The organism is Shewanella decolorationis S12 (genome assembly GCF_000485795.1).
GTDB lineage: Bacteria > Pseudomonadota > Gammaproteobacteria > Enterobacterales > Shewanellaceae > Shewanella > Shewanella decolorationis.
On sequence record NZ_AXZL01000051.1, the window covers coordinates 12,862 to 37,499 of the forward strand.

The 24,638-nt window shown below is 48.9% G+C and carries 22 protein-coding genes; 11 read left to right on the top strand and 11 right to left on the bottom strand.

The window, feature by feature from the left end; translation table 11 throughout:
• Positions 1-171 precede the first annotated feature (171 nt).
• From SHD_RS04730 to ilvC, 7 genes are all read right to left on the bottom strand, one after another.
• Positions 172-432 carry a hypothetical protein gene (locus tag SHD_RS04730; protein WP_084294836.1) on the bottom strand — a complete coding sequence of 87 codons (261 nt, stop codon included), beginning with the start codon at positions 430-432 and terminating at the stop codon, positions 172-174.
• 34 nt (positions 433-466) lie between these two features.
• Positions 467-1,600 (bottom strand): pyridoxal-phosphate-dependent aminotransferase family protein, encoded by a 1,134-nt coding sequence (locus SHD_RS04735; RefSeq protein ID WP_023266081.1) that lies wholly within the window; start codon positions 1,598-1,600, stop codon positions 467-469.
• A gap of 134 nt (positions 1,601-1,734) precedes the next feature.
• A complete protein-coding gene (gene ilvA, locus SHD_RS04740) occupies positions 1,735-3,381 on the bottom strand; it encodes a threonine ammonia-lyase, biosynthetic (protein WP_023266082.1) in 1,647 nt (548 codons plus the stop codon).
• Position 3,382: 1 nt separating this feature from the next.
• On the bottom strand, positions 3,383-5,242 hold the full coding sequence (ilvD, locus tag SHD_RS04745) for a dihydroxy-acid dehydratase (RefSeq protein ID WP_023266083.1): 1,860 nt from the start codon (positions 5,240-5,242) through the stop codon (positions 3,383-3,385).
• A gap of 80 nt (positions 5,243-5,322) precedes the next feature.
• The gene (gene ilvM / locus SHD_RS04750; RefSeq protein ID WP_011621169.1) at positions 5,323-5,583 is read right to left on the bottom strand and encodes an acetolactate synthase 2 small subunit; all 261 of its coding nucleotides are present in this window, start codon (positions 5,581-5,583) and stop codon (positions 5,323-5,325) included.
• Complete coding sequence (ilvG, locus tag SHD_RS04755) at positions 5,580-7,253, bottom strand: acetolactate synthase 2 catalytic subunit (protein ID WP_023266084.1); 1,674 nt, start codon at positions 7,251-7,253, stop codon at positions 5,580-5,582. The genes ilvM and ilvG overlap by 4 nt, the downstream gene beginning before the upstream one ends.
• A gap of 589 nt (positions 7,254-7,842) precedes the next feature.
• Positions 7,843-9,321 (bottom strand): ketol-acid reductoisomerase, encoded by a 1,479-nt coding sequence (ilvC, locus tag SHD_RS04765; protein ID WP_023266085.1) that lies wholly within the window; start codon positions 9,319-9,321, stop codon positions 7,843-7,845.
• A 191-nt stretch (positions 9,322-9,512) separates the two neighbouring features.
• Between ilvC and ilvY the strand changes: the two genes are divergently transcribed.
• Positions 9,513-10,385, top strand: a complete 873-nt coding sequence (gene ilvY, locus SHD_RS04770) for an HTH-type transcriptional activator IlvY (RefSeq protein ID WP_039977572.1) — start codon at positions 9,513-9,515, stop codon at positions 10,383-10,385.
• A 58-nt stretch (positions 10,386-10,443) separates the two neighbouring features.
• Here ilvY and paeA read toward each other — a convergent pair whose 3' ends face one another.
• Entirely contained in the window at positions 10,444-11,760 is a 1,317-nt protein-coding gene (gene paeA / locus SHD_RS04775; RefSeq protein ID WP_023266087.1) for a polyamine export protein PaeA, read from the bottom strand.
• A gap of 169 nt (positions 11,761-11,929) precedes the next feature.
• On the opposite strand from paeA, the gene SHD_RS04780 reads away from it, so the two are divergent.
• Complete coding sequence (locus SHD_RS04780) at positions 11,930-12,769, top strand: substrate-binding periplasmic protein (protein ID WP_023266088.1); 840 nt, start codon at positions 11,930-11,932, stop codon at positions 12,767-12,769.
• Here the strand turns inward: SHD_RS04780 and SHD_RS04785 are convergent.
• The 3 genes from SHD_RS04785 to SHD_RS04795 all read right to left on the bottom strand — a co-directional run bounded on the left by SHD_RS04785 (position 12,732) and on the right by SHD_RS04795 (position 16,360).
• Complete coding sequence (locus SHD_RS04785; protein WP_023266089.1) at positions 12,732-13,145, bottom strand: YkgJ family cysteine cluster protein; 414 nt, start codon at positions 13,143-13,145, stop codon at positions 12,732-12,734. The two genes, SHD_RS04780 and SHD_RS04785, sit on opposite strands and share 38 nt — an antisense overlap.
• A 340-nt stretch (positions 13,146-13,485) precedes the next feature.
• Positions 13,486-15,318 carry a sensor domain-containing diguanylate cyclase gene (locus SHD_RS04790; RefSeq protein WP_235056942.1) on the bottom strand — a complete coding sequence of 611 codons (1,833 nt, stop codon included), beginning with the start codon at positions 15,316-15,318 and terminating at the stop codon, positions 13,486-13,488.
• A 16-nt stretch (positions 15,319-15,334) separates the two neighbouring features.
• The gene (locus SHD_RS04795) at positions 15,335-16,360 is read right to left on the bottom strand and encodes an ABC transporter substrate-binding protein (protein ID WP_052030966.1); all 1,026 of its coding nucleotides are present in this window, start codon (positions 16,358-16,360) and stop codon (positions 15,335-15,337) included.
• 393 nt (positions 16,361-16,753) lie between these two features.
• Between SHD_RS04795 and recG the strand changes: the two genes are divergently transcribed.
• From recG to SHD_RS04840, 9 genes are all read left to right on the top strand, one after another.
• Positions 16,754-18,829 (top strand): ATP-dependent DNA helicase RecG, encoded by a 2,076-nt coding sequence (gene recG / locus SHD_RS04800; protein ID WP_023266092.1) that lies wholly within the window; start codon positions 16,754-16,756, stop codon positions 18,827-18,829.
• Positions 18,830-19,007: 178 nt separating this feature from the next.
• Entirely contained in the window at positions 19,008-19,904 is an 897-nt protein-coding gene (locus SHD_RS04805; RefSeq protein ID WP_023266093.1) for a DUF3014 domain-containing protein, read from the top strand.
• 370 nt (positions 19,905-20,274) lie between these two features.
• A complete protein-coding gene (locus SHD_RS04810) occupies positions 20,275-21,009 on the top strand; it encodes a beta-ketoacyl synthase chain length factor (RefSeq protein ID WP_023266094.1) in 735 nt (244 codons plus the stop codon).
• Positions 21,002-21,859: a lysophospholipid acyltransferase family protein gene (locus tag SHD_RS04815; RefSeq protein WP_023266095.1), complete on the top strand. Its 858-nt coding sequence runs from the start codon at positions 21,002-21,004 to the stop codon at positions 21,857-21,859. Before SHD_RS04810 ends, SHD_RS04815 begins: the two co-directional genes overlap by 8 nt.
• Entirely contained in the window at positions 21,837-22,091 is a 255-nt protein-coding gene (locus tag SHD_RS04820; RefSeq protein WP_023266096.1) for a phosphopantetheine-binding protein, read from the top strand. Before SHD_RS04815 ends, SHD_RS04820 begins: the two co-directional genes overlap by 23 nt.
• A 9-nt stretch (positions 22,092-22,100) precedes the next feature.
• Positions 22,101-22,349, top strand: coding sequence for an acyl carrier protein (locus tag SHD_RS04825; RefSeq protein ID WP_011074023.1), 249 nt, complete (start codon positions 22,101-22,103; stop codon positions 22,347-22,349).
• Positions 22,349-22,897: a COG4648 family protein gene (locus SHD_RS04830; protein WP_023266097.1), complete on the top strand. Its 549-nt coding sequence runs from the start codon at positions 22,349-22,351 to the stop codon at positions 22,895-22,897. Before SHD_RS04825 ends, SHD_RS04830 begins: the two co-directional genes overlap by 1 nt.
• Positions 22,894-24,258, top strand: coding sequence for an AMP-binding protein (locus SHD_RS04835; protein WP_023266098.1), 1,365 nt, complete (start codon positions 22,894-22,896; stop codon positions 24,256-24,258). The genes SHD_RS04830 and SHD_RS04835 overlap by 4 nt, the downstream gene beginning before the upstream one ends.
• Positions 24,251-24,625: an ApeI family dehydratase gene (locus SHD_RS04840; protein ID WP_023266099.1), complete on the top strand. Its 375-nt coding sequence runs from the start codon at positions 24,251-24,253 to the stop codon at positions 24,623-24,625. Before SHD_RS04835 ends, SHD_RS04840 begins: the two co-directional genes overlap by 8 nt.
• Positions 24,626-24,638: the final 13 nt, after the last annotated feature.

Below are 24,638 nucleotides of genomic sequence, written 5' to 3' on the forward strand. Positions count from 1 at the left end.
GCCGCAATATGTTTAATAAATTACATCTTTAAAACAAAGAATCCCCTAGAGCACCTTGAACATTATTCTGGATGAATTCAGAAAACATCAACTAAGTGCAACTAGTAGAAAAGTATAAATCCCCGAATTACGGGGATTTATAAACTATCAAAGGCGACTAAAACTCACCGATTAAACACACTTCTCATCCGATTTATCATCGGAAGAAAGTGCTCGGCTAATACTGCCGAAAATCGCGGTTAAAATCCCAATGCCCACATCCATCTGCCGGGCATTGCTATCATCACCGCTGGCCTCGCGTTGACTCTGATTGCCTGCTGTACCTCGTACAAAATCACAACTGGTATTGCTCATATTGCTGGAGGCACAACCACTTAAGATCAGAATCAAACCGCCAATCAATAAACGTGAACTCACTAAGCGCAAACTCACTCTGCGTAACATCCTTATACGCGAAACTGACATATTAGTTCAGCACCTCTTCTAGGGCGCGCAAACAGAGCGCGACATTCTCACGACGGGCACCAAAGCCCATTAAACCGATGCGCCAAGCTTTACCCGCAAGTGCACCAAGGCCTGCACCGATTTCAAGGTTGTAATCCTTGAGTAGACGCGCGCGTACGGCGGCATCGTCGACGCCTTCGGGGATATAAATGGCATTAAGCTGCGGCAAGCGTGAAGCTTCGGCGACCACAAATTTCAGGCCGAGTTTTTCAAGGCCAGCGCGCAGCACTAAATGCATATCTTGATGACGCTTCCACGCATTTTCTAAACCTTCTTCGGCCAATAAACGCAGCGACTCGTGCAGGGCATAAAGCGCATTAACGGGCGCGGTGTGGTGATAACTGCGCTTACCGCCGGCACTGGTCCAATAGGCCATCACCAGACTTTGATCGAGGAACCAGCTCTGCACCGGCGTTTTACGGTTTTTAAGCTTTTCTACCGCAGCAGGCGAGAAAGACACGGGCGATAATCCCGGCACGCAGGAGAGACATTTCTGGCTGCCTGAATAAATGGCATCGATTCCCCATTCATCGACTCTTAATTCCACACCGCCGAGGGATGTCACCGCATCGACAATCGATAAACAGCCGTATTGTTTTACCAGCGCGCACAGGGTTTTAGCATCGGACAATGCACCAGTCGAGGTTTCGGCGTGCACAAAGGCAAGGAATTTAGCATCGGGGTTGGCCTTAAGCGCCGCTTCAACGGCAGCAGGGTCGACCGGCGTGCCCCATTCGTTATCCACAACCACAGCAATCGCACCGACGCGCTCGACGTTTTGGCGCATACGCTCACCAAACACGCCATTGCGGCACACAATCACCTTTTCGCCTGGTTCGACTAAGTTAACAAAGCAGGTTTCCATGCCTGCACTGCCGGGTGCCGACACCGCCATCGTCATTTCATTTTTGGTTTGAAACGCATATTGGATCAGGCTCTTAAGCTCATCCATCATGCCAACAAACAATGGGTCTAGGTGACCAACGGTCGGTCTTGCCTGCGCGGCTAACACTTCAGGATAAACATCCGATGGACCTGGGCCCATCAAAATGCGGCGAGGGGGATTAAAGGCAGAAAAATGCGGTGCAGGTAACATCATGTCTCCTTAATGCGTAGGGTCGAGGTCTGATTACTAGAGCATTCACTCTTAACTTGTTAAACCAAACTACCACAAAAAGGGGCGCCTGTGCGCCCCTCCTTTAGCCTAAGTTGTAACCTAAAGCTAAGTGATTACAAAGGCAGGTTGTTTTTTCCTTTTCCAGCATTCAAAAACAGCTGATAAGCAGGGCTTTGGGTCTCTTCTTGATAGACAAATCCCAGCTCAGTTAAAAACTGCTGAAACGGCAAGGCATCGCCCTCGGGGACTTCAAAACCTGCCAGCACTCGGCCAAAGGCCGCGCCGTGATTACGGTAATGAAATAAACTGATATTCCACTTGCTCTGCAAGGTAGTTAAAAACTTCAGCAGCGCCCCCGGATGCTCAGGAAACTCGAAGCTAAATAGGCGCTCCTCTAGCGGCTCTGGTGGATGACCACCGACCATATAACGCACATGCAATTTCGCGGTTTCATCAGCGGATAAGTCCTGCACCTCAAAGCCGTTATCTTCTAAGGTATTGATGATCTGCTCTAATTCGCCATGGCCTTTGGTCAGGCGAATACCCGCAAACACCACTGCCATATCGCGACTGCTAAAGCGGTAGTTAAATTCGGTCATCACCCGCTTTTCGAGCAACTCACAAAAACGCAGGAAGCTGCCGGGACGCTCGGGCACTTTAACCGCCAGCACAGCCTCTTTTTGCTCACCTAACTCGCAACGCTCCGACACATACCGCAGGCTGTGGAAGTTCACATTCGCGCCACTTAAAATCGCCGCGACTTTTTCACCCTTACCACTCTCGCCTGCGGCATTGGTACTGACATATTTTTTAAGCCCAGCAAGGGATAAAGCGCCCGCAGGTTCGGCAATGGCGCGGGTATCTTCAAAAATATCTTTTACTGCTGCACAGATTTCGTCGGACGTGACCGTCACCACTTCATCCACAAACTGCTTGGCTACGCGGAATGGCTCAGTGCCGATACGTTTAACCGCAACACCATCGGCAAACAAGCCAACTTGCGCCAGCGTGACAGGCTCGCCCGCCTCCATCGCCGCTTTTAAGCAGGCCGCATCTTCAGGTTCAACCCCAACGATTTTGACCTGTGGCATCACCGCCTTGTAATAAGCAGCAATCCCGGCAATTAAGCCACCACCGCCCACGGGCACAAATACCACTTCGAGGTCGCGCTGCTGTTGCAACATTTCTTGGGCGATTGTGCCTTGGCCTGCGATAACGGCTTCGTCATCGAAGGGGGCGATATACACCCGACCTTCCTGCTGCGCCATTGCCATCGCAAAACCATTGGCTTGGTCGAAGGCTTGGCCGTGCAACACCACATTGCCGCCCAAGCGGCGCACCGCATCGACTTTAATATCCGGCGTAGTTTCGGGCATCACAATCACCGCATCCACACCACGACTGGCCGCCGACATGGCCACGCCTTGGGCATGGTTACCCGCCGAGGCACACACCACGCCGCGTTGACATTCGGCTTGGCTCAACTGGGCGATGCGGTTATAGGCGCCGCGCAGCTTGAAGGAATGCACTGGTTGCATATCCTCACGCTTTAAAAACACTTGGCAACCCAAACGCGCCGAGAGTTTATTAAGGCTGGAGAGTGGCGTCACTTTCGCAACGTCATAAACCGACGACAGCAGGATTTTTTGCAAGTAACTTTGCGCAAGCTGACTCTTTTCTAAGGCAGAAGTGGCCGACTGCGCCTTATCGGACTGAACTTGAGAAGCCTGCTCCGTTTGCGACGATGCTAGAGATAACATATCAGTCCTCCAACTTACTGCGATCGCGCACCGCGCCCTTATCGGCACTGGTGGCAAGCATGGCGTAGGCTTTAAGCGCCATCGACACATAACGCTGACGCGAAAGCGGTTTCCACGCCATTGGCCCACGGGCGAGCATGGTTTCACGGCGCGCCGCTAACTCGGCATCACTCACCGCAAGCTTGATACTGCGCTTGGGAATATCGATTTCAATGCGATCGCCGTTTTCAATCAAGGCAATCGTGCCGCCCGCCGCCGCCTCAGGCGACACATGGCCGATGGATAAACCAGAGGTTCCACCTGAGAAGCGGCCGTCGGTGATCAGCGCGCAGGCCTTGCCTAAACCGCGGGATTTTAAGTAACTGGTGGGGTACAACATTTCTTGCATGCCTGGGCCGCCTTTTGGCCCTTCGTAACGAATCACCACCACATCACCCGCCACCACTTCGCCACCTAAGATACCAGCGACTGCGTCGTCTTGGCTTTCGTACACCCGAGCACTGCCAGTAAAGGTCAGGTTAGATTCATCCACACCCGCCGTTTTAACAATACAGCCGTTTTCAGCTAAATTGCCCGACAATACGGCCAGCCCACCTTCTTGGCTAAAGGCAAATTCGCGTCTGCGGATACACCCTTCTTGCCTGTCATCATCTAGCGATGGCCAGCGGCAATCTTGGCTAAAGGCTTTAGTGGTAGGAATGCCCGCAGGCCCCGCCATAAAGAATTGTTTTACGTTGTCATCTTGGGTTTGCATCACATCGTACTTGGCGAGCACCGACTTGAGATTTCCACCCGCATCGGCGGCAACGTGTGGCACATCGGTATGCAGCAGTCCGGCGCGGTCTAACTCGCCTAAGATACCCATCACGCCACCGGCGCGGTGCACATCTTCCATATGGTATTTAGCGGTCGACGGCGCCACCTTGCACAGATGTGGCACTTGGCGCGACATGCGGTCGATGTCGTCCATAGTGAATGCCACGTCAGCTTCCTGCGCCGCAGCCAATAAGTGCAACACAGTATTAGACGAACCACCCATGGCGATATCCAGCGCCATGGCGTTTTCAAAGGCTTTAAAGCTGGCGATATTGCGCGGCAGTGCCGAGGCATCATCTTGTTCGTAGTAACGTTTGGTCAGCGCCATCACGCGGCGGCCCGCTTCTAAAAACAGTTCGCGGCGGTCGCTATGGGTCGCGAGCATGGAGCCGTTGCCCGGCAGCGACAGGCCTAACGCTTCGGTTAAACAGTTCATCGAGTTAGCGGTAAACATGCCCGAACAGGAGCCACATGTAGGGCAAGCGCTACGTTCAATTTTAGCGCTATCTTCATCGCTTACACTCGAGTCGGCCGCGGCCACCATGGCATCGACTAAGTCGAGCTTAATAAGCTTGTCCGACAGCTTAGTTTTACCCGCTTCCATCGGCCCGCCCGACACAAATACCACAGGGATATTGAGGCGCAGCGCCGCCATCAACATGCCGGGGGTGATTTTGTCGCAGTTAGAGATACAAACCAGCGCATCGGCGCAGTGGGCATTGACCATATACTCGACGCTATCGGCGATAAGCTCCCGCGAAGGCAGACTGTAGAGCATGCCACCGTGGCCCATGGCGATACCATCATCGACGGCGATGGTGTTGAATTCCTTAGCGATACCGCCCGCTTCTTCGATGGCGCTCTCCACCAGAGAGCCCATATCTTTTAAGTGCACATGGCCGGGAACAAACTGAGTAAAGGAGTTGGCAATTGCAATAATCGGCTTACCAAAATCATTGTCTTTCACCCCTGTGGCGCGCCATAGCGCACGGGCACCCGCCATATTGCGGCCTTCGGTACTGGTTGCTGAACGTAACTTTGGCATTGACTCTATCCTTTATCTCAAATCGAAAATCGTGCCCTTAGGGCCTTGCTGCAGCGTTAATGCCCGCAGCCACTGGATGCTTATGCGTGTACTTTTTGTTGTTGTAAGTTTAGCGGTAACAAGACCTTGCATTGAGTGACATCAATCAATTTATTCAGTTGATTGCTGAGCAGCTCGATGGCTCGCTCGCTGTCCACTTCCATATCCAGCGACAGACTCGCATCGTCGTTCATCCGCATTTGCATTTGGGTGACCGTAAAACCACGGTGACGAGTCACACGTAGTACACGCTCTATCACTTCTGGGCGTTGTTGAACCGTTAATTCTAGGGAGTGGATCATGTTTGTTTCTCCATTTCGTCCATCATATCGCTGTTTGATGCGCCGGGGGGCACCAGTGGCCAAACGTTAAAAGCATCGTCGATTGCTACGTGTAACAAATAGGGTCCCTTAGCCGCTAACATTTCGGTTAAGGCCTCTTCAACTTCGTCGGAAGAGAAGATCGTACGGCCGGGGATATCGAAGGCCGAGGCGAGTTGTACAAAATCGGGGTTGTCTGACAGATCGGTTTCGCTGTAGCGCTCTTCAAAGAATAGCTGCTGCCACTGCTTCACCATCCCCAATTTTTGGTTGTCGATCAGCAGGATCTTAACCGGTAATTTGCGGCGCTTGATGGTGGTCAGCTCCTGCACGTTCATCATAAAAGAGCCATCGCCAGACACTGTGACCACAGTTGCATCGGGACGAGCCACTTGGGCGCCGATGGCGGCGGGCAAACCAAAGCCCATAGTGCCTAAGCCCGCGCTGGATAAATGATCTTCCGGGCGGCGGAACCACATATGCTGGGCAACCCACATTTGATGCTGGCCCACATCGCAGCACACTACGCTGTCTTCGGGCAGTTTATTGGCTAAACGGCGCAGCATAGCGGGGGCATAGATTAAGCTGCCGGGATGTTGATAATCCCATTGATGTTTACGGGCAAGATGTTCAACCTCTGCCTGCCAAGGCGTGATGTTCAGCGCCATAGCAAGGGCGGGGAAAATTTGGCGTAAATCACCGGCGATGGCCACATCTGGCTGGCGCAATTTGCCTAGCTCGGCGGCGTCTATATCTAAATGGATGACTTTAGCCTTGTTGGCAAAAGTCGCTAAGCGGCCTGTGACCCTGTCATCGAAGCGCGCGCCAGCAACCACTAATAAATCGCAATCCTGCACCGCGAGGTTGGCCGCCTTTCCGCCGTGCATACCCAACATGCCTAAATAACCCGGGGTGCCGTGGGCGATGCTGCCTAAGCCCTTTAACGTGGCGACCGATGGCATACCCGTGGCTTTGATAAATTCCCGCAGTTGATCGACCGCGCCCGCCATTCCCACACCGCCGCCCACGTACAACATAGGCTGCTTAGCCTCTGCTAAGAGGGCGCGGGCCGCTTCAATCTCACTGGCGCTCGCCTGTGGCTCATTGGTCACCGCTAGCAAGGGAGTGCGATATTCTAGTTGCGCGATTTGGATATCCTTAGGGATATCCACCAGCACTGGGCCAGGGCGACCCGATGCCGCGATTTCAAAAGCTTGATACAGGGTCGGGATAAGATCGTTGACATCCGTCACCATAAAACTGTGCTTAGTGCAGCTTAAGGACATGCCCAATACATCGATTTCTTGAAACGCATCTGTGCCAATCACGGCGGTAGAGACCTGACCCGTGATAGCGACAACAGGTACAGAATCTAAAAGCGCATCGGCAAGCGAAGTGATTAGGTTAGTGGCACCTGGGCCAGAGGTCGCAAAGCACACACCGGTTTTACCACTGGCTCTGGCGTAACCTACGGCAGCAAAGGCGGCGCCTTGTTCGTGGCGGCTTAAGAGATGTTCGACAGGGCTTCCATAGAGGGCATCGTAGATTGGCATAATGGCACCACCTGGGTAACCAAATACTGTGGTAACACCATGTGCTGCCAACACTTTTATGACTGCGTCTGCGCCTCTAATCATCTGCCCTGGTTCCATACTTTCTCTCGCTACCTTAATCCTGAAATGCCGAAAATCGACTCGTAATTTGTGCTATTTCGAAACCTCATTTCCAAAACCTAGGGCCTGAAAACGAAGAACCCCCCGGTCCTTTCGGAGCGGGGGGTTCTTTCGAAACTTTTAACCTTTTAGGTCTACCAGTTTGCCATGCGCCGCCCCCGCTGTGATTTAATAATCACTACGGTAATAATCACGAGAATGAGCTTGGCAGCTTGGTTAAACATCAATATGGGTTCCTAATCGGTGTTCTGTATGTGTATCGCTGAAATTCTTATCGCTACTCACTTTTAAGCCTGAGCGATGCTTGCCTTGGGACCTTGCCCCGCCGCGAGTTATTAGCTTTACCATAAAGCGACAGCCAAACACAATAAAAAATTTTCTTACGTCAAAAAAATTCAGCTTCCCTGCCGAGACAATGCAAAACAACAAAGTAAAACGTTAACAAAATCGCGTTAGAGAGCATGAACGCCTACTAACCCATGTCAGTTTTGCCCGCTCGACAACCTACGAAGCAGGAATAAATTTGCGTCGCCGAGCCCCACATCCTTAGGGGCTCGGCCTTTATCAATTAAGCTCCAACAATACTTTTCATATCAGTCATATAACCGCGAAGTTCGGCGCCAACATATTCCACTGCAGTGTGGCGAATTGCATCATTGATGGCGATTAACTGTAGGTTATCGACATTGTTAGAACTGTCCTTCAGACCCGCACCTAAATACTCTGGCGACATGGCATTTACATAGTCACGCAGCAGTGGCACGGCAGCATGGTTGAACAGATAACAACCGTATTCTGCGGTATCCGAGATCACCACGTTCATCTCGTACAGACGCTTACGGGCGATGGTGTTAGCGATCAGCGGCGTTTCGTGCAGTGATTCGTAATAGGCTGACTCTTCAACAATCCCTGCCGACACCATAGTATCGAAGGCTAATTCGACACCGGCTTTGATCATTGCAACCAGAAAAATACCTTTGTCGAAATAGGTTTGCTCGTCGATATGCTCGCTCGAAACAGGCGCATTTTCGAAGCCCGTTTCGGCGGTTTCTGCGCGCCAACGCAGCAGGTTCGCATCATCGTTAGCCCAGTCTTGCATCATAGTGCGAGAGAACTCACCGCTGATGATGTCATCCATATGTTTTTCGAATAAAGGTTGCAGGATTTCTTTTAAATCTTCTGCAATTTCAAATGCTTTAATCTTGGCTGGATTAGACAGTCTGTCCATCATATTAGTGATACCGCCGTGCTTAAGCGCCTCGGTCACGGTTTCCCAACCTTGTTGGATTAACTTAGCGGCATAGCCAGGTTCAACACCATCGGCCACCATCTTGTCGTAACCTAAGATAGCGCCCGTCTGCAACATACCGCAGAGGATCGTTTGCTCGCCCATCAAATCCGATTTAACTTCGGCGATAAAGGAAGATTGCAACACGCCAGCGCGGTCACCACCTGTGGCACTCGCATAGGCTTTCGCAATGTCTAAACCATCACCGTTTGGATCGTTTTCTGGGTGCACTGCAATCAGTGTAGGAACACCAAAGCCACGCTTGTATTCTTCACGCACTTCGGTACCAGGGCACTTAGGCGCCACCATGATGACCGTGATATCAGGACGAATTTGCATGCCTTCTTCAACGATATTAAAACCGTGGGAATAAGACAGAGTTGCGCCTTGTTTCATCAACGGCATCACGGCACTAACCACGTTAGAGTGCTGCTTATCGGGGGTTAAGTTCAGCACCAAATCCGCCGTTGGGATCAGCTCTTCAAAGGTGCCCACTTTAAAACCGTTGTCTGTGGCTTTTTGCCATGAGGCACGCTTTTGGGCAATGGCTTCTGGGCGCAGGGCGTAAGCAATATTCAGCCCCGAGTCACGCATGTTCAGACCTTGGTTAAGACCCTGAGCACCACAACCTAAAATAACAATATTCCAATCTTTGATGTAATTGCAGCCGTCACTGAATTCAGAACGATCCATAAAACGACATTGGCCAAGCTGCGCTAATTGTTGACGTAAATTCAGAGAGTTAAAATAGTTAGCCATCTGAGATACCACCTTTCAGTCGGGAATTTGGGACTCAACCAATATCAACTTTTTGTTAAAGACTGGTTGTGATTGAAATCACTATAACCTATGGCTATCGTTGCTTAAAATGATATATTCGAAACCTCACATTGCGTTTTATGCAATGTCATTTTCAATATCCTTGCTAAGCAGCCAATTAGGACGAGGTTATGGACATACGCACCCTCAGATTGTACCTGCACTTATGTGACAGTTTGCACTTCGCCAAGACGGCGGAGCAGATGCATGTAAGCCCATCGACCTTAAGCCGCGCCTTACAACGGCTCGAAGAAGAAGTGAACGCAAAGCTGTTTGAACGAGATAACCGTAGCGTGACCTTAACCCATGCGGGGCGCGAGTTTAAATTGTTCGCCGAGCAGACGCTGCACCATTGGCGCAACCTGCGGCACAGTATCGATCTCAAGCAGGATGTATTGCGCGGCACCTTAAATCTCTATTGCTCAGTAACTGCTGCCTACAGCCATTTGCCGCAATTATTGGAGCGTTTTCGTCAGGAACATCCCTTTGTCGAAATTGCCCTCACCACGGGGGATGCCGCCAATGCGCTGGCTGAAATACAACAAAATCGCGCCGATATTGCCATTGCCGCGCTGCCGGATCCCTTTCCTACCACACTGCATTTCGCCAAGATTGATGATGTGCCCTTGTCATTAATTGCGCCGACCATGCGCTGTGCGGTGCAGCAACAGATAAACCAAGCTCAGATAGACTGGTCGCAGGTGCCCTTTATCATTCCCGACCACGGACCTGGGCGGCGCAGAGCCGACAATTGGTTTAAACAGATGGGGATTAGTCCGAATATTTATGCTCAGGTGTCAGGACAGGAAGCCATTGCGTCCATGGTGGCACTCGGCTGCGGTGTGAGCATTAGCCCTGAGGTAGTAATTAATAACAGTCCAGTACGGGATCGTATTCAGTTGTTACCTTCGCCTGTCAAAATTGCCCCCTTTGAGCTGGGCTGCTGCTGTAAGGTCAAACGCTTGGGCGACCCGATAGTGAATGCGTTTTTAGAAGCGATCTAAATTTAGTGGCGATATAAAAAAACGGGACTGAGTCCCGTTTTTTATGGTGTTGATAAGATTAGGTATCTGGCGACTGTAATTTATCGTTGGCTTCAATACGCGTCACCAACAGCTGGTCGACCTTGTAGGCGTCGATATCAACCACTTCAAACTTATAACCAGCATAGTTAACAAAGTCGGTACGCTTGGGGATCTTACGCAGCATGTACATCATAAAACCGGCAATGGTTTCGTAGTTTTGGCTATGGGGGAACTCTTCAATATCGAAGGCACGCATCACGTCGGTAATCGGCGTCACCCCATCTACTAACCAAGAGTTGCCATCACGGGCAATAATTTGCTCTTCACTCTCATGCAACGACCAAGCGCCCATCACTGCGCGTTGCAGATCGTTAGTGGTGACAATCCCGACAACGAGGGCGTATTCATTCATCACCACCGCGAAATCGGCGCGGCTATTTTTGAAGTATTCCATCGCCTCGGACAAACTTAAGGTGTCAGGGATAATCAGCGAGGTGTGCACAAGACTGTTGTCTTTTAAGGTAATTTTTTCACCGTTAATCACACGGATCAGCAGCTCTTTGGCATCCACAAACCCTTTGACCATATCCAATTGGCCGTCGCAGACTAAAAACTTAGTATGGGGATCTTCAGCAATCTTACGCTTGATATCCTCCTCGCTGTCTTGCAGCAAGAAATACACTAAGCTCTCGCGGGCCGTCATGGCGGACGTTACTGAAACGGTTTGCATTTCAAACACATTTTCAATCATTTGCTGCTCGCCCTTGTCGAGCACCCCAGCTTCTGCCCCCGCGTTCATGACCGCATAAATATCGTCTGGGGTAATTTCATCGTTACGCACGGTCGGGATTTGCAGCAACTTGAAGATACCGCTTGCCATACCATTGAAAAACCAAACTAACGGGCGAAGTACTGCGATACAGAAACTCATAGGGCCAACGACAACCAAGGCGACAGACTCAGGCATCGCCATCGCAATTCGCTTTGGCATTAAATCGGCCACCAAGATAAAAGCACTGGTCACCACAAAGAAGGACAGGAAAAAGCTCACTTGACCTAACCAAGGATCGCTCATCCACGCACTTAAAAACTGATAGAAGTAAGGACGAAATGCCGATTCACCTACAATACCGCCCATGATGGCAACGGCATTCAGGCCTATCTGCACCACAGTAAAAAAACTACCGGGTTGTGCTTGAAGTTGCAGCACTTTTTCAGCACGACTATCACCTTCCTCAGCCAACTGACGTAAACGGATTTTGCGTGATGCAGCCAAGGAGATTTCTGACATAGAAAAGAAACAACTTGCGGCAATTAAGCCCAATATTATCATCACGTTATCAAAGAGACTCATGTAACACCTTTTGTTTCACACTTAACTTACTTGCACCAACCCGCGCAGTGATTTTCACGTGTTAGTCGAATGTTGCCCTGATACAGGACAGAAATGCATAGCTAAAGAGCCAGTGCTGCCAATAACCCTTTGCTACACTTTTAAAAATTGCCATTTAGTTTAAAAAAGTATGATGCGTTTATTATATCCGCTAATTGTCTTTGTATGCGTGATTCTGCTCTCGCCTATCGCCCACGGCGCTGAAGAGCTTTCCTCATTTAAGTTACGCTTTTGTGTCGAAGAGACTGAATATCCACCATTTAATTACTTTATTCGGCAGAATGGCATTAAGACTTCCACGCTTAGCGGCTATGATATTGACCTGCTAGAACGCACCTTTAAACCTATTGGAATTGCTTACGAAGTGCTGGCGTTGCCCTGGATTCGTTGCTTAAAAGACGTCCAGAATGGCAGCATAGATGCCGCGATGAGCGCATCGCTCAATCGACAAAGGGCGACAGATTATATCCCATCTATTGCCTATTATTACCTCACTCCCAGTTATTTTTATTTAAAAGCTGAATTCGAGACTCCATTTCGCATCGATGATATTAATCAGTTAGCAGATTTAGGGACTGTTTGCGGTATTAATGGATTCAACTATCAAAACTTTGGTTGGCGTAAAGAAACCCCTATTAGCGAAATTCGTACCCTACAGCATTTGCCAGAAATGTTGCTTAAACGCAGATGCAAATTCTTTTTAGCACGCAAGGAAATTTTAGCGGGAACACTCGCATTAGCCCAGGCGGGAGAACTCCCTAAGACGCTCGCATCTCAGGTATCACCCAATTCGGGCAAAGAGCCGTTCCATATGTTGATATCGAAACGCTCAAACTATAAAGACATGATTGCTAAAGAGTTTAATAGAAAAGTACAAGAGATGCAGGCTAACCACCAACTTGAAGATCTCTACCAACACCACCTTCAACAACTTACTCACGGGGGCGATAAGGGCAGTGATTCGCCTTAGGACCAATTTGTGGATGATTGCGGCAAGTCTCGGGGCGTTGATGGTAAATAGTGCAACGACGGGTTTTGCTGTCTAAATATAAACAGTCATCATTGGCCATCCTGGCGAGGGTAAATATCGCCGTTTTATGATTGAAGTTATCGATAATGCGCGCTTTTTGCAGACGTTTGGCGATGGCTTTGAGATCACCCTCGGCTTCAAACTCATCCACTAAGCTCATACGAACTAGGTCACTAACAGTAACCTCGACGGGGAGCGTACAGCAGGTAGCATGGCAGGTATCACACAGGCCTTTGCGGTATTTTTGCCAAGTGGACAAATCATCAATATTAAAAATCGATACCGCACTCGCCGTATTTTTGCCCCGTTTTGACACGCTATAACCCGCAGATAAACACTTGAGGGCGGCATTATAACAGGCCAAAAATAGAAATAAATCGTTGTAGATGATCGACCAAAACTCACCCTGTATAGGCTAACTCAGTACTTAACCTGAACTCGGGATAACGAGTGTCGGAGAAATCTAAATTTAATAAACCAAATCAATGCTATAAAGATTTTTTGAAAAGAAGAATCTTTTTTCTGACTGAATGCGCAGATTTTTGTGCATATCAAGGCGCTCTGTCGTATGCCATAGCGAGCTATGGTGAGACAGAGCAACGCAGAGAGGCCCGAAAAGATGCCTATTCAGCGGCTCTACTTATCCCGAGCTCAGGTTACTTAGCCGCTTGTTTAGAGCTTTCAATCACCACGGTATTTCGCCCACGCTCCTTCGCACGGTAAAGACAAATATCAGCACGGCGTAGCAGGCCAGATATCGTCATACCATTGAATGCATCCTTTGCCACATAAACCCCTCCTATGCTTAAGGTAATTTTACCCTTAGGCGAGCCCATATGCGGAATATTCAATTCGGCAACCTGATAACAAAGCTGGTTCGCCATCGCTTCTAATTGGATAGAAGTGACTTGTTCCACGATAATGGCAAACTCCTCACCACCAATACGCGCAATAAGTGCATTGGCTGGCAGTACCTCACATTGTTTTAAGTTTTGAGCCACTCGTCGAAGTACAACATCCCCTTCGATATGACCATAGGTATCGTTGTAGCTCTTGAAGTAGTCGATATCCAACATCAGTAAGCCGATAGCGTTGTCGTGCTGTAGTAACGTTTCAAGGGTTTGGGTAAATGGGCGTCTATTACTCAGTCCAGTTAATTCATCTGTTTCGGCCATCACTAACAATTGCGAATTTACTGATACTAGGGCTTGCTGCAAATTCAGCATCTGTCGCTCTTTTTCTTCACGCAACATTAATTCATTTAATGCGGTCGCAAACTGAGTCAACATAACCTTCTTTTGCGGCGTCCAATTGAGTGGCCGTGAAGTCATTGAGAGTGACAATAAACCAACGATTTCATCAGCATTTTTAATCGCAAATGCTGCAATTGAACAAATGCCAATACCTCGAATCAACTCATATTCAACAGGTGACAAAAGCCTCAAAGCATCAACATCTTCAATGATTAGTGTCGACTCTTGCTCAAACTTTTGCGTGAGTAAGGCAACATTGTCCTCTGAAACGCTATGGATTTCATCTCTAATAGGCTCGCAAGACCATATGCTGCGGTATTTAACTTGTCGCTGTTGGAATTCGACGATACTGACTCTTTCAACATCAAACTGCTGACCAATTTTCTGGCAGGCATGAGCAAGCGTTTCGTCTATTTTCAGTATGTCGACCTTTAAAAAAGCTAATGATATTTCCGCTAAAAGTTGACTAGCTTGTGATTGCCAGTTGAGCTCTCGAGTTCGCTCATCGACTAAACGCGACAATTGGCTCTGCTGTTGTTGCAATGCCCGTTGTTGGCGTTTGTTGAAGGCTAAATCATTGCGTATACGCTGATACATGGCCTGTAGAGAGTGCGCTACATGGCCAATCTCGTCAGGGCTTTTCACCACACTGTCGGGAACGGTTAGCTTAGGTAAGGCATTTAAATTGATCTGATTAGCAAATCGCTCCAGCGCTGATAAACGATTAGTGACCAAGAGGCGCACCAAGGTCAGGATCAGGTAAATCATCAGCAGAGTTTTTAAGCCATTACCTAACACGATAAAAATGAGTTGCTGCCATAGCTCGTAGTAAAGCTTGTCAGTGTCAAGCCCGACAGTCAGCACGCCTATTTGCTGCTCTTGGTACATAATTGGATACGTAAATAGCGTTTGTCGACGCTCATTACTGTGAATCGACGGCCCCAGCTGCATTGCCACCCCGTCGGTGCTTTCGAGATTCACACTCGCCACCATAGGCATCATACCTAGGCCAGAAAGCAAATCAGATAAGAGTCCGTGGTCCACGTCCCAGAGCGACTTAGCAATACTAGGCAAGATAGATTCTGAATACTCACGGATATCCGCAGTCGTCTTATCTATGCTCTCCTGATAGTTCCATATTAACTGCACAAGCATAGTCAACACGGCAAAAAACGAACTTACGCCGATAATCGTCAGCGTCATTCTGTGGCTAATTGAATGATTTCGGTGCTTCATGAATACCTGTTCTTTATTATTGTTTTAGTAACTTCTCTAAAATCTGACTCTTAAAAATCCCAGACCAATCCCTCGCGACTAACATCTGATAAAAAGCGGAATCAGGGTTCAGTACACTAAACAGTTTGATATTTTGATAGGGAAAATCACCGTGACTATTTTGATAATATTGCAGTTGCACCAATGCTAATACCCCAGCCAAAAAATGACCGCCCCCCAATGCAGTGATGCTACCTTCTTGGCAAAGCTTAAGTATCTCTGGGGAGGTATTAACGGAACTCACAAGTACATCTCGTCCCGCTTCGAGCCCTTTTTCCCGTAAGGCCTTTACGACACCTACAGCCATGTTATCACTCGCAGTCCAAATCAAATTTAAATCAGGGTAGCGAGTCAGTAGCGTTAATGTTTGTCCATATGCAATATCCTCACTCCACTGCCCATATACAGTTTGAGTGACAGTAACATTAGGCTGCATAAAAAAGTAATCATTAGCGCCTTGCGTACGCTGCACCGATGCGGGAGTTGACTTATCGCCCGAAATTAATAAAACCTTAGCTTTTTTAGTTTCTAAACGACCGAGTAAGGTCTTAGCAGTCTCAGCACCAATCGCATAATTATCAGGAATAATTGCAGGTAATAAATAGGTTTTCCAATGCGGATCTTTTAATAAGGATTCACGTTCTGATAATGAAATATCATTTAAAATAAATTGCACATATACAGGATGCTTATACAGCATCTGCAACATTTTAATCGCGGATTGCTTCTCATTCACCAAAATAATATGTGTTGGGAAAGAAGTATTTGATTTTAATAAAGAGTCTAACTGAGTAATCATTTTAAAATGATTACGATCTGAGTGGATAATATCTAAAGAGATATCGAGCTTAGACGCAGCAAATTCCATTAATTTGTCCACATCGCCCCAAAAACTATCAACTTCAGACCCTGGGTTGAAAAAAACCACATTCATTTTAGCCCACGCAGGAGCTACGGAACATAACAGGCCTATCAATAAAAAACTTAAGCACCAAAGACGCAAAGGCGAATACTCCTCGGCTATGTTTCCCCCCATTGTGTTCCGTCACAGAGGTCACTTTATTATTGTCAATTTACAACTTTGCTACCTCACAATTACCATAATTCCCCAATGGTAACCAACAGTTCGATTAAACCACAAAATAACAAAAAGTGTACTTTATAATAAAGAATATTTATTTTTGCCTCATTTTAAAGCCATAAATTACAGAATATTCATTTTAATATGAATAAGATAACTCAAATTTTGGAAGTCCATTTTTTTATTTGCTCCTTACTCATTCCTAAATTCAATACGCTAAAACATAACCACAAAGTGATAGTCTTGCCTAAGATTGCCTTACGCTTATTCTCTGTTAGTATATGTATAAATTCACAGTGATTGAGTGCTAACAACTTGCAGCAATTGGATCTTGTTCCGATCACCGACCTCAAAGGCGTCGCCAAAAGAGTCGCGGAAAAACTCGCCAAGCTCGGCATTACAACAGTACAAGATCTGCTGTTTCACTTACCCCTGCGCTATGAAGACCGCACGCAAATCTATCCCATTGCCGCGCTGATGCCCGGCAATTACGGCACCATTGAAGCCGAAATCCAGTCGACGCAAATCATTCAAGGCCGCAAACGCATGCTGGTTTGCAATGTGCGGGATAATACTGGCAGCATGAGCCTGCGCTTTTTTAACTTTTCAATGGCGCAACGTAACGCGATGCAAAATGGTATGATTATCCGCGCCTATGGCGAAATTCGTCGTGGTAATCATCAAGCAGAAATCGTCCATCCCGAGTACAAAATTGTCTATCCCGGTGAAGATATTCATTTAAGCGATACCCTTACGCCGATTTATCCGACGACAGAAGGGCTCAAACAGGCGAGTTGGATTAAGCTCACCGAGCAAGCACTCGAATTATTAGAAGACGGCGGTTTGACCGAGTTATTACCCGCACATTTGCAGCCCAACAGCATGAGCTTGAAACAAGCACTGCAAACCCTGCATCGCCCCCACGCGGGGATATCGCAATTTGACTTAGAGCTCGGCCAGCATCCAGCGCAGCAACGACTGGTGCAGGAAGAACTGCTCGCCCATAACCTCAGCATGCTACGCCTCAGGCAGCGCAGCAATCTCGACGCTGCCGTGACCATGCACGCCAGCGGCCAGCTATTGAATCCCTTTCTCGCCTCATTACCCTTTAAGCCTACGGGTGCGCAGCAACGTGTTGTCGCCGAGATAGGTAAAGATTTAGCGCAGCCACACCCCATGATGCGCTTAGTTCAAGGTGATGTCGGCTCGGGTAAAACCTTGGTCGCCGCCCTCGCCGCATTGCAAGCCATCGAAAACGGTTACCAAGTCGCTATGATGGCGCCCACCGAATTACTCGCCGAGCAGCATGCGGCTAACTTTGCCGCGTGGTTTGAACCCCTCGGGTTAAAAGTCGGTTGGCTGGCGGGTAAGCTTAAAGGCAAGGCACGGGCGCAATCCTTAGCCGATATTGAATCGGGTGCCGCGCAAATGGTGATAGGTACCCACGCCATCTTCCAACAGCAGGTGACCTTCAATAAGTTGGCTTTAATCATTATTGATGAACAGCACAGGTTTGGGGTTCATCAACGGATGGGACTCAGGGAAAAAGGCATCAACCAAGGTTTTCATCCTCACCAGTTGATTATGACAGCAACCCCAATCCCGCGAACCTTAGCCATGACGGCCTACGCCGATTTGGATACCTCGATTATTGATGAGTTGCCACCCGGTCGCACGCCCGTGACCACAGTTGCCATCCCCGATTCGCGCCGCAATGAAGTGCTGGAACGCGTCCGCAACAGTGTGGTCACGGATAAGCGCCAAGCCTATTGGGTCTGCACTCTGATTGAAGAATCCGAAGTTCTCGAGTGCCAAGCCGCGGAAGATACCGCCGAAGAATTGCGCCAAGCGCTGCCGGAACTGACGATAGGTTTGGTCCACGGCCGGATGAAAAGCGCCGAAAAACAAAAAATTATGGCCGACTTCAAGGCAGGAACTATCCATTTATTGGTTGCAACCACAGTGATTGAAGTCGGCGTTGATGTCCCCAACTCCAGCTTAATGATTATCGAAAACCCCGAACGACTGGGCCTTGCACAGTTGCACCAGCTGCGGGGCCGTGTAGGGCGCGGTGCCGTGGCGAGCCATTGTGTGTTACTCTACAAGGCGCCATTGAGCCAAACCGCAAGCCAACGGTTAAATGTGCTCAGGCAAAGTAATGATGGTTTTGTGATCGCACAGAAAGACTTAGAGATCCGTGGGCCGGGCGAAGTACTGGGTACAAAACAAACGGGACTGGCCGAGCTGAAAATCGCCGACCTTGTCCGCGATCAGGCGCTTATCCCACATATCCAAAAACTGGCGAGCCATGTGATGTCACAGGCGCCAGAGTCGGTCGATGCCATTATTCATCGTTGGCTTGGACACAGGCAGCAATATGTTCAGGCCTAAACCTTAAGCTAACCCCTTCAAGGTAAAATAAATTAAGCCTGTTCAGCTCACTGCTATGGACAAGCGCGTGGAAACTTGCACAATGAAGCTGCCACCGACAACTCGTTGGCACTTGCACTTTAAATGTTAGCTGCATGTATTCACCCCGTTACCTTGACACTTAAGCGAAGGATGTAAAATGCAAGTTAATCAAGATGATAGAATTACACCTCAAGAAACCTCCTCAAGCAGTAATCGCTTTGCTTTGATTGCGATTGTGCTCGTCGTCCTGCTCTCTGCCGGAGGTTATCATTACTACACCAAAGATGACTCACCCAAGCTCATCCCCAATGCGCCGATAGTGCTACCTGAGCCGCCTTCATCTGAACCTATGACGCTCGAAACCGGTACTGAGCCCGAAACCGCGCCAGTGGAAAATGAAATCCCAGCGGCTACTACGACTGAAACCGAAACCGCCGTTACGCCAACGGAACCTGAAACGCCAGTTGAAACCGTCCCGAGTCTGCCTGAGAGCGATGCCTTTGTGCATCAAAAAGCGCTGGCAATGATTAATAACAATGTGATTGGTTCATCCTTAGTGAACCAAGATTTGGTACGTCAGTTTGTGGTGTTTGTGGACAACCTAGCCCAAGGTGAATTAACCCGTAAGGTCAGCCCAGTAAAAGGCCCCGAAAAGCTATTCACTGTGTCTGAAATCACTAATAAAGTGTATTTAAATCCAGAGAGTTACCACAGATACGATGCCTACGCGACCGTGATTGCTAACATGGATGAGCAAGCCTTAATGCACACCTACAAACAGCTTACACCTCTGTTTGACGAGGCCTTTGCCGAACTTGGTTATAGTAACGCCAAGTTCAATGACAGAATGCTGCAAGCCATTAAGATCATGCTTGCTGCTCCTATCATCGAAGAACCCATTGAGCTGAGTTCAATCAGCGTAAACTACCGCTTTGTGGATCCTAATTTAGAAGCCTTACCAAGCGCGCAAAAATTACTTGTCCGCATGGGTCCTGAAAACACCCGTAAAGTGAAAGCAGCGCTGCGTAAATTGGAAAACCAACTCGCGCAGTAATAAACCAAACGGGTATTTAAAAGGCGCCTTGAGCGCCTTTTTTACATCCCTGACCCATCCCAAATAATACTTGAAGGCTTGTTCAACTCAGATTCAGTCAAACACTTTATTATCAGCCAGCCCAGACACAACAGCTGAGACAAATGTTGTCGATAGGTGATAAATTCAAATTTGGTTGCATTTTATTAACCACCAGAATGCAAATGGCTTCATAAAAACTAAGGACTTAGTGTAGAATGTGCCATTCAATAACTGGGGGAATTGTGTTCGTAAATCCAACGAGCGAACAGCGATAAGCTAATCAATTCATTAGTATTTTCGCTTAGTTAGGGATAACTAAGACAGCTTTAAATCGTGTCGAGGCAAAGTAGTGCAACTCACATTCAGCATCCTCTCTTGGGGCGCATGGGCACCCAAATTTCCACAGCGTGATGACTGGCAAATCTGGTGCAAGCACTCGGCTGACACAAGCAAAGATGACTTCGAGGGAATTTCCCCTGCACTTCCCCAAGTACCCGCTATGCAGCGCAGACGTTTTAGTCGTTTAACCAAGATGATGCTGGATGTTAGCTTCCAGTGTCAGGCCGCACCTAACTGTCGCTCGATATTTGCTTCTCGCCACGGCGAGCTGCACCGCACCATTGGCCTGCTCGAAGATATTATTGAAAAACAACCGCTTTCCCCCTTAGGTTTTAGTCAGTCAGTGCATAACACTGGCAGTGGTATTTTTGGTATTTTAACCAATAACACTGCCCCTTCGACCTCAATTGCCGCGGGCACAGAAACCCTTTCCCAAGCCATGGTGGAAGCTTTTGCCCAACTGCACCAATCGCCTGAGCCACTGCTGTTGGTGTTTGGCGATGATCCCGTTCCACCTGTCTACGATGAGTTTACCCAAGAGTTTGAGCTGCCCTTAGCCCTGGGGTTTACCCTTGCCCCTGCCGATGATGCTGCAACTGTTACTCTCACACTGAGCCAACTGACACCCGAAGAGCAACAGCAGGCCACGCCGCTATCCTATGGCATGTTGCTCCATGCGCTGGCAACCTCACAGGATATTGCCGGCTGCTTGTCACACTGGCACTGGAACCTAGTGCATGCCTAACCCAGTCCCACATAATGGCGAATGTAATGCCGCCTATACGCTGCCTGAAAAACGCCGCGCGGGAATTCACTATATCCCCCGTTGGCTTGGTGGCGTCAGTTGCTACATTGCCTTTGGTTTAGGTGGACTATTAAGCTCGTTAACCATCTTACCTCTGCTACGTTTTTGGCCGGGTACACCCGAGGCGCGGATTATCCGCGTGCAAAAAGCCGTGCACACTATGTTTAAAGGCTTTGTAGTCATGTTAACTTGGGCGGGAGTGATCCGAGTCAGTACCCATAACGCCGAGCAGTTGCGAGATGCTAAGGGCGTGATAGTCATTGCCAATCACCCGAGTCTGGTCGATGTGGTGGTGTTAATCAGTTTGATGCCCAATGCAGGTTGTATCGTCAAACAAGGCCTTTGGCGTAATCCGTTTTTGCGCGGTGTGGTGTCCTGTGCGGGCTATATACCCAATCGCGGAGCAGAATTGATGCTTGAAGATTGCCGAGAAGTGCTCGCCAGAGGCACTAATTTAATTATCTTCCCTGAAGGTACGCGCACAGTATTTGGCTCAATAATCAATGAGTTTGCCCGGGGCGCCGCCAATATTGCCATTCGTACCCAAGCCGATATTTTACCCGTAGTTTTGCGCACCAATGTGCGTGGTTTGACAAAGGAACAACCTTGGTATGAGATCCCAAGGCAAACCATGGGAATGGCCGTCGAAATCGGCGATACAATTTCTCACCAAGCCTATCAAGCCTCTTTAGGTGAGCATGCGAAAATGGCCCGACAATTAACTCGGGACCTTGAACAATATTATCAACAACAACTCGAAAACAATTATGACTTTACACAACGAAATTAAACAGTTAATTATCGACTGCCTCGACCTTGAAGATGTCAGTATTGATGATATTGAAACCGATGCACCGCTCTTTGGTGAAGGACTTGGACTCGACTCGATCGACGCGCTCGAGCTAGGTTTAGCCATCAAGAAAAAATTTGATGTCAAAATCGAAGCCAACTCGGATAGCACTAAAGCACATTTTTACAGTGTGGCCAGCCTAGCTAAATTTATTGAATCACAGCGCCCATAGGAGAGGAAGATGCAAAACCGTGAACAAATCCTCGCTATGCTGACCACAATTTTGGTGGATGAGTTTGAAATCGATGCCGATGCTATTACTCCCGACGCCAATCTGTACGAAGAGTTAGATCTGGACAGCATTGATGCCGTCGATCTGGTGATTAAGCTGCAACAACTGACAGGCAAAAAAATTCAACCCGATGAATTTAAATCCGTTCGCACAGTCAACGACGTCGTTAACGCCATTGAAGGCCTAGTGAAAGACTAATGCGTGTCCTGCTACAAGTCCTAACCGCACTCGCGCTGATCGCTTATCCAGTCGCCGTGTATTTAGGACTGAATTATCTGCCAGCGGGCACCATAGCCTTAGTGTTATGCCTCTTGTTAGTTGTGCGTTTAATGCTGCAAAAGCAAAAGGTTAAAACCTTAGTTTTGCCTTTGCTTGTGGGGATTGGGCTCACCGCAGGCAGCTTTGTCGCCAAACGCAGCGACTGGCTCTTGTATTACCCCGTGGTGATAAACCTCACCATGTTAGCCCTGTTTAGCTACTCGCTATACCAAGGCCCGAGCATGATTGAACGGTTCGCACGGCTCAAAGAGCCCGATTTGCCGGATGAAGCCATAGGTTATCTTAAAAAAGTCACCCTGCTTTGGTGTGGCTTATTTATCCTAAACGGCACTGTGGCGGCCTATACAGCCGCGTTTACCAGCCTAGCAACTTGGACCTTGTATAACGGTTTGATTGCATACGTACTCATGGGACTGCTCCTCGGTGGGGAATGGTTATATCGCAGCTTTTGGTTGAAGAAGACATGACACAACTACTCAAAAACTGGTTAACCCAAGGGCCATTCGCCCAACAACTGATCAGCTTTAATCACCATGACATAGTCACTGGTGCCCTGTTTACCAATCAGGTTGCGCATTTTTACGAGCAGCTGCGCCAAGCGCCTGAGCAAAAATGGCTGCTAGCGAGTGATACCAGCGATCTGTTTGCCGTGGGCCTGTGTGCCGCACTGTTGGCGGGCAAGGAAATTATTCTGCCGCCCAACACCCAAACTGGCACCCTGAGTGAACTGACCCATCAGTTTGAAGGCATATTGTCAGACAAGCCACTGTGCGAGAGCCACGCCTTTATCCTGCTGAATAAAGAGCTGAGTCTGCCTACCAAACCTTGGCCAGAGAGCGACACCTTTGGTGAACTGGTACTCTTTACCTCGGGCAGCAGTGGCGAGCCCAAAGCGATTCGCAAGAGCTTAAGGCAGCTCGATGCCGAAGTGACCGTACTCGAGCACACCTTCGCCGAACATTTGCCCCACTGCAGTGTGGTATCGACCGTTTCCCATCAGCATATCTATGGCTTGTTGTTTAAGATCCTCTGGCCCTTAGCCGCCAGTCGCCCTTTTTTAAGCGAGCAGATCGAATACCCTGAGACCTTAAGCTACTACACCGCCTTGTTACCAAACCTGTGCCTCATCAGTAGCCCAGCGCAATTATCCCGCTTGCCTAAGGCGCTAGAACACGAACGCCAACTACGCTCACCCAGCTTAGTCTTCAGCTCCGGCGGGCCGTTAAGTTTCACCGCCGCCCAAGGGGTTGCCCAGTGCTATGGCCATTTACCCATAGAGATATTCGGCAGCACCGAAACCGGCGGTATCGCCTACCGTCGCCAACAGGAGGCCGACGAACCATGGCAAGTGTTTGAACAAATTACCATAGACCAAGACGCTGACGATGGCGCCCTGCTGCTGAAGTCACCCTATTTGGCCGACGATCAATGGTTACGCTGCGAAGATAAAATTGAGCCGACGACCAATGGCCAATTCAGGCTCAAGGGCAGGCTCGATCGCATCGTTAAGATTGAAGAAAAACGTCTTTCACTGGCGCAAATGGAGACCTTGCTCTGTAGCCACGCCTATGTCGAGCAGGCCGCCTTGGTCGTATTGCCCCAGTTTAAATCCCAGTTAGGGGCGGTAATCACCCTGTCGCCATTGGGCCGTAGCGTGCACCAAGAGCAGGGAAAACTCTGTATCAACAACGCGTTAAAAGCGCATCTACTGACCCAGTTCGAGCGCGTGACCTTACCGCGTCGCTGGCGTTACCCCGAAACCTTGCCGTTAAACACTCAGGGCAAGCGCGTCGTCGCCCAGCTAGTTGAGTTATTTGACCATGATTAAGTCGAGTTTACCGCCGATACTCGCATCAGAGATCGGCCCTGATAGCATCGAATTGCGCCTGCTGGTCGCCGCCGATCTTGAGTATTTTAACGGCCATTTTCCCGAGCAAGCCGTCCTCCCAGGCGTGACCCAACTCGATTGGGCAGTGCGCTTAGGTTGCGAGCATTTTGGGTATAACGCTGCGGTCGCTAATTTAGAAGTGCTAAAGTTTCAACAGCTTATTCTACCTGGGCAGGAAGTCACCTTAACCATTAGCCATAATGCCGCCAAAGAGAAGTTAACCTTTGCCTACAGCGATGGCGACCATCGTTACGCCTCAGGGCGTATCAGCTTTGCTAGCCTGCAAGATGATGGAGCGTCCCTGTGAGCGACGGTATGAG

What these genes read in the sequence shown, in the direction of transcription:
- SHD_RS04780 (WP_023266088.1), top strand. Translation starts at nt 11,930, where the DNA reads ATGATGCGTTTATTATATCCGCTAATTGTCTTTGTATGCGTGATTCTG.
- SHD_RS04830 (WP_023266097.1), top strand. Translation starts at nt 22,349, where the DNA reads ATGCGTGTCCTGCTACAAGTCCTAACCGCACTCGCGCTGATCGCTTAT.
- ilvM (WP_011621169.1), bottom strand. Translation starts at nt 5,583, where the DNA reads ATGATCCACTCCCTAGAATTAACGGTTCAACAACGCCCAGAAGTGATA.
- paeA (WP_023266087.1), bottom strand. Translation starts at nt 11,760, where the DNA reads ATGAGTCTCTTTGATAACGTGATGATAATATTGGGCTTAATTGCCGCA.
- ilvG (WP_023266084.1), bottom strand. Translation starts at nt 7,253, where the DNA reads ATGGAACCAGGGCAGATGATTAGAGGCGCAGACGCAGTCATAAAAGTG.
- SHD_RS04735 (WP_023266081.1), bottom strand. Translation starts at nt 1,600, where the DNA reads ATGTTACCTGCACCGCATTTTTCTGCCTTTAATCCCCCTCGCCGCATT.
- ilvA (WP_023266082.1), bottom strand. Translation starts at nt 3,381, where the DNA reads ATGTTATCTCTAGCATCGTCGCAAACGGAGCAGGCTTCTCAAGTTCAG.
- SHD_RS04815 (WP_023266095.1), top strand. Translation starts at nt 21,002, where the DNA reads ATGCCTAACCCAGTCCCACATAATGGCGAATGTAATGCCGCCTATACG.
- SHD_RS04790 (WP_235056942.1), bottom strand. Translation starts at nt 15,318, where the DNA reads ATGAAGCACCGAAATCATTCAATTAGCCACAGAATGACGCTGACGATT.
- ilvD (WP_023266083.1), bottom strand. Translation starts at nt 5,242, where the DNA reads ATGCCAAAGTTACGTTCAGCAACCAGTACCGAAGGCCGCAATATGGCG.
- SHD_RS04820 (WP_023266096.1), top strand. Translation starts at nt 21,837, where the DNA reads ATGACTTTACACAACGAAATTAAACAGTTAATTATCGACTGCCTCGAC.
- SHD_RS04805 (WP_023266093.1), top strand. Translation starts at nt 19,008, where the DNA reads ATGCAAGTTAATCAAGATGATAGAATTACACCTCAAGAAACCTCCTCA.
- ilvY (WP_039977572.1), top strand. Translation starts at nt 9,513, where the DNA reads ATGGACATACGCACCCTCAGATTGTACCTGCACTTATGTGACAGTTTG.
- SHD_RS04825 (WP_011074023.1), top strand. Translation starts at nt 22,101, where the DNA reads ATGCAAAACCGTGAACAAATCCTCGCTATGCTGACCACAATTTTGGTG.
- ilvC (WP_023266085.1), bottom strand. Translation starts at nt 9,321, where the DNA reads ATGGCTAACTATTTTAACTCTCTGAATTTACGTCAACAATTAGCGCAG.
- SHD_RS04840 (WP_023266099.1), top strand. Translation starts at nt 24,251, where the DNA reads ATGATTAAGTCGAGTTTACCGCCGATACTCGCATCAGAGATCGGCCCT.
- SHD_RS04835 (WP_023266098.1), top strand. Translation starts at nt 22,894, where the DNA reads ATGACACAACTACTCAAAAACTGGTTAACCCAAGGGCCATTCGCCCAA.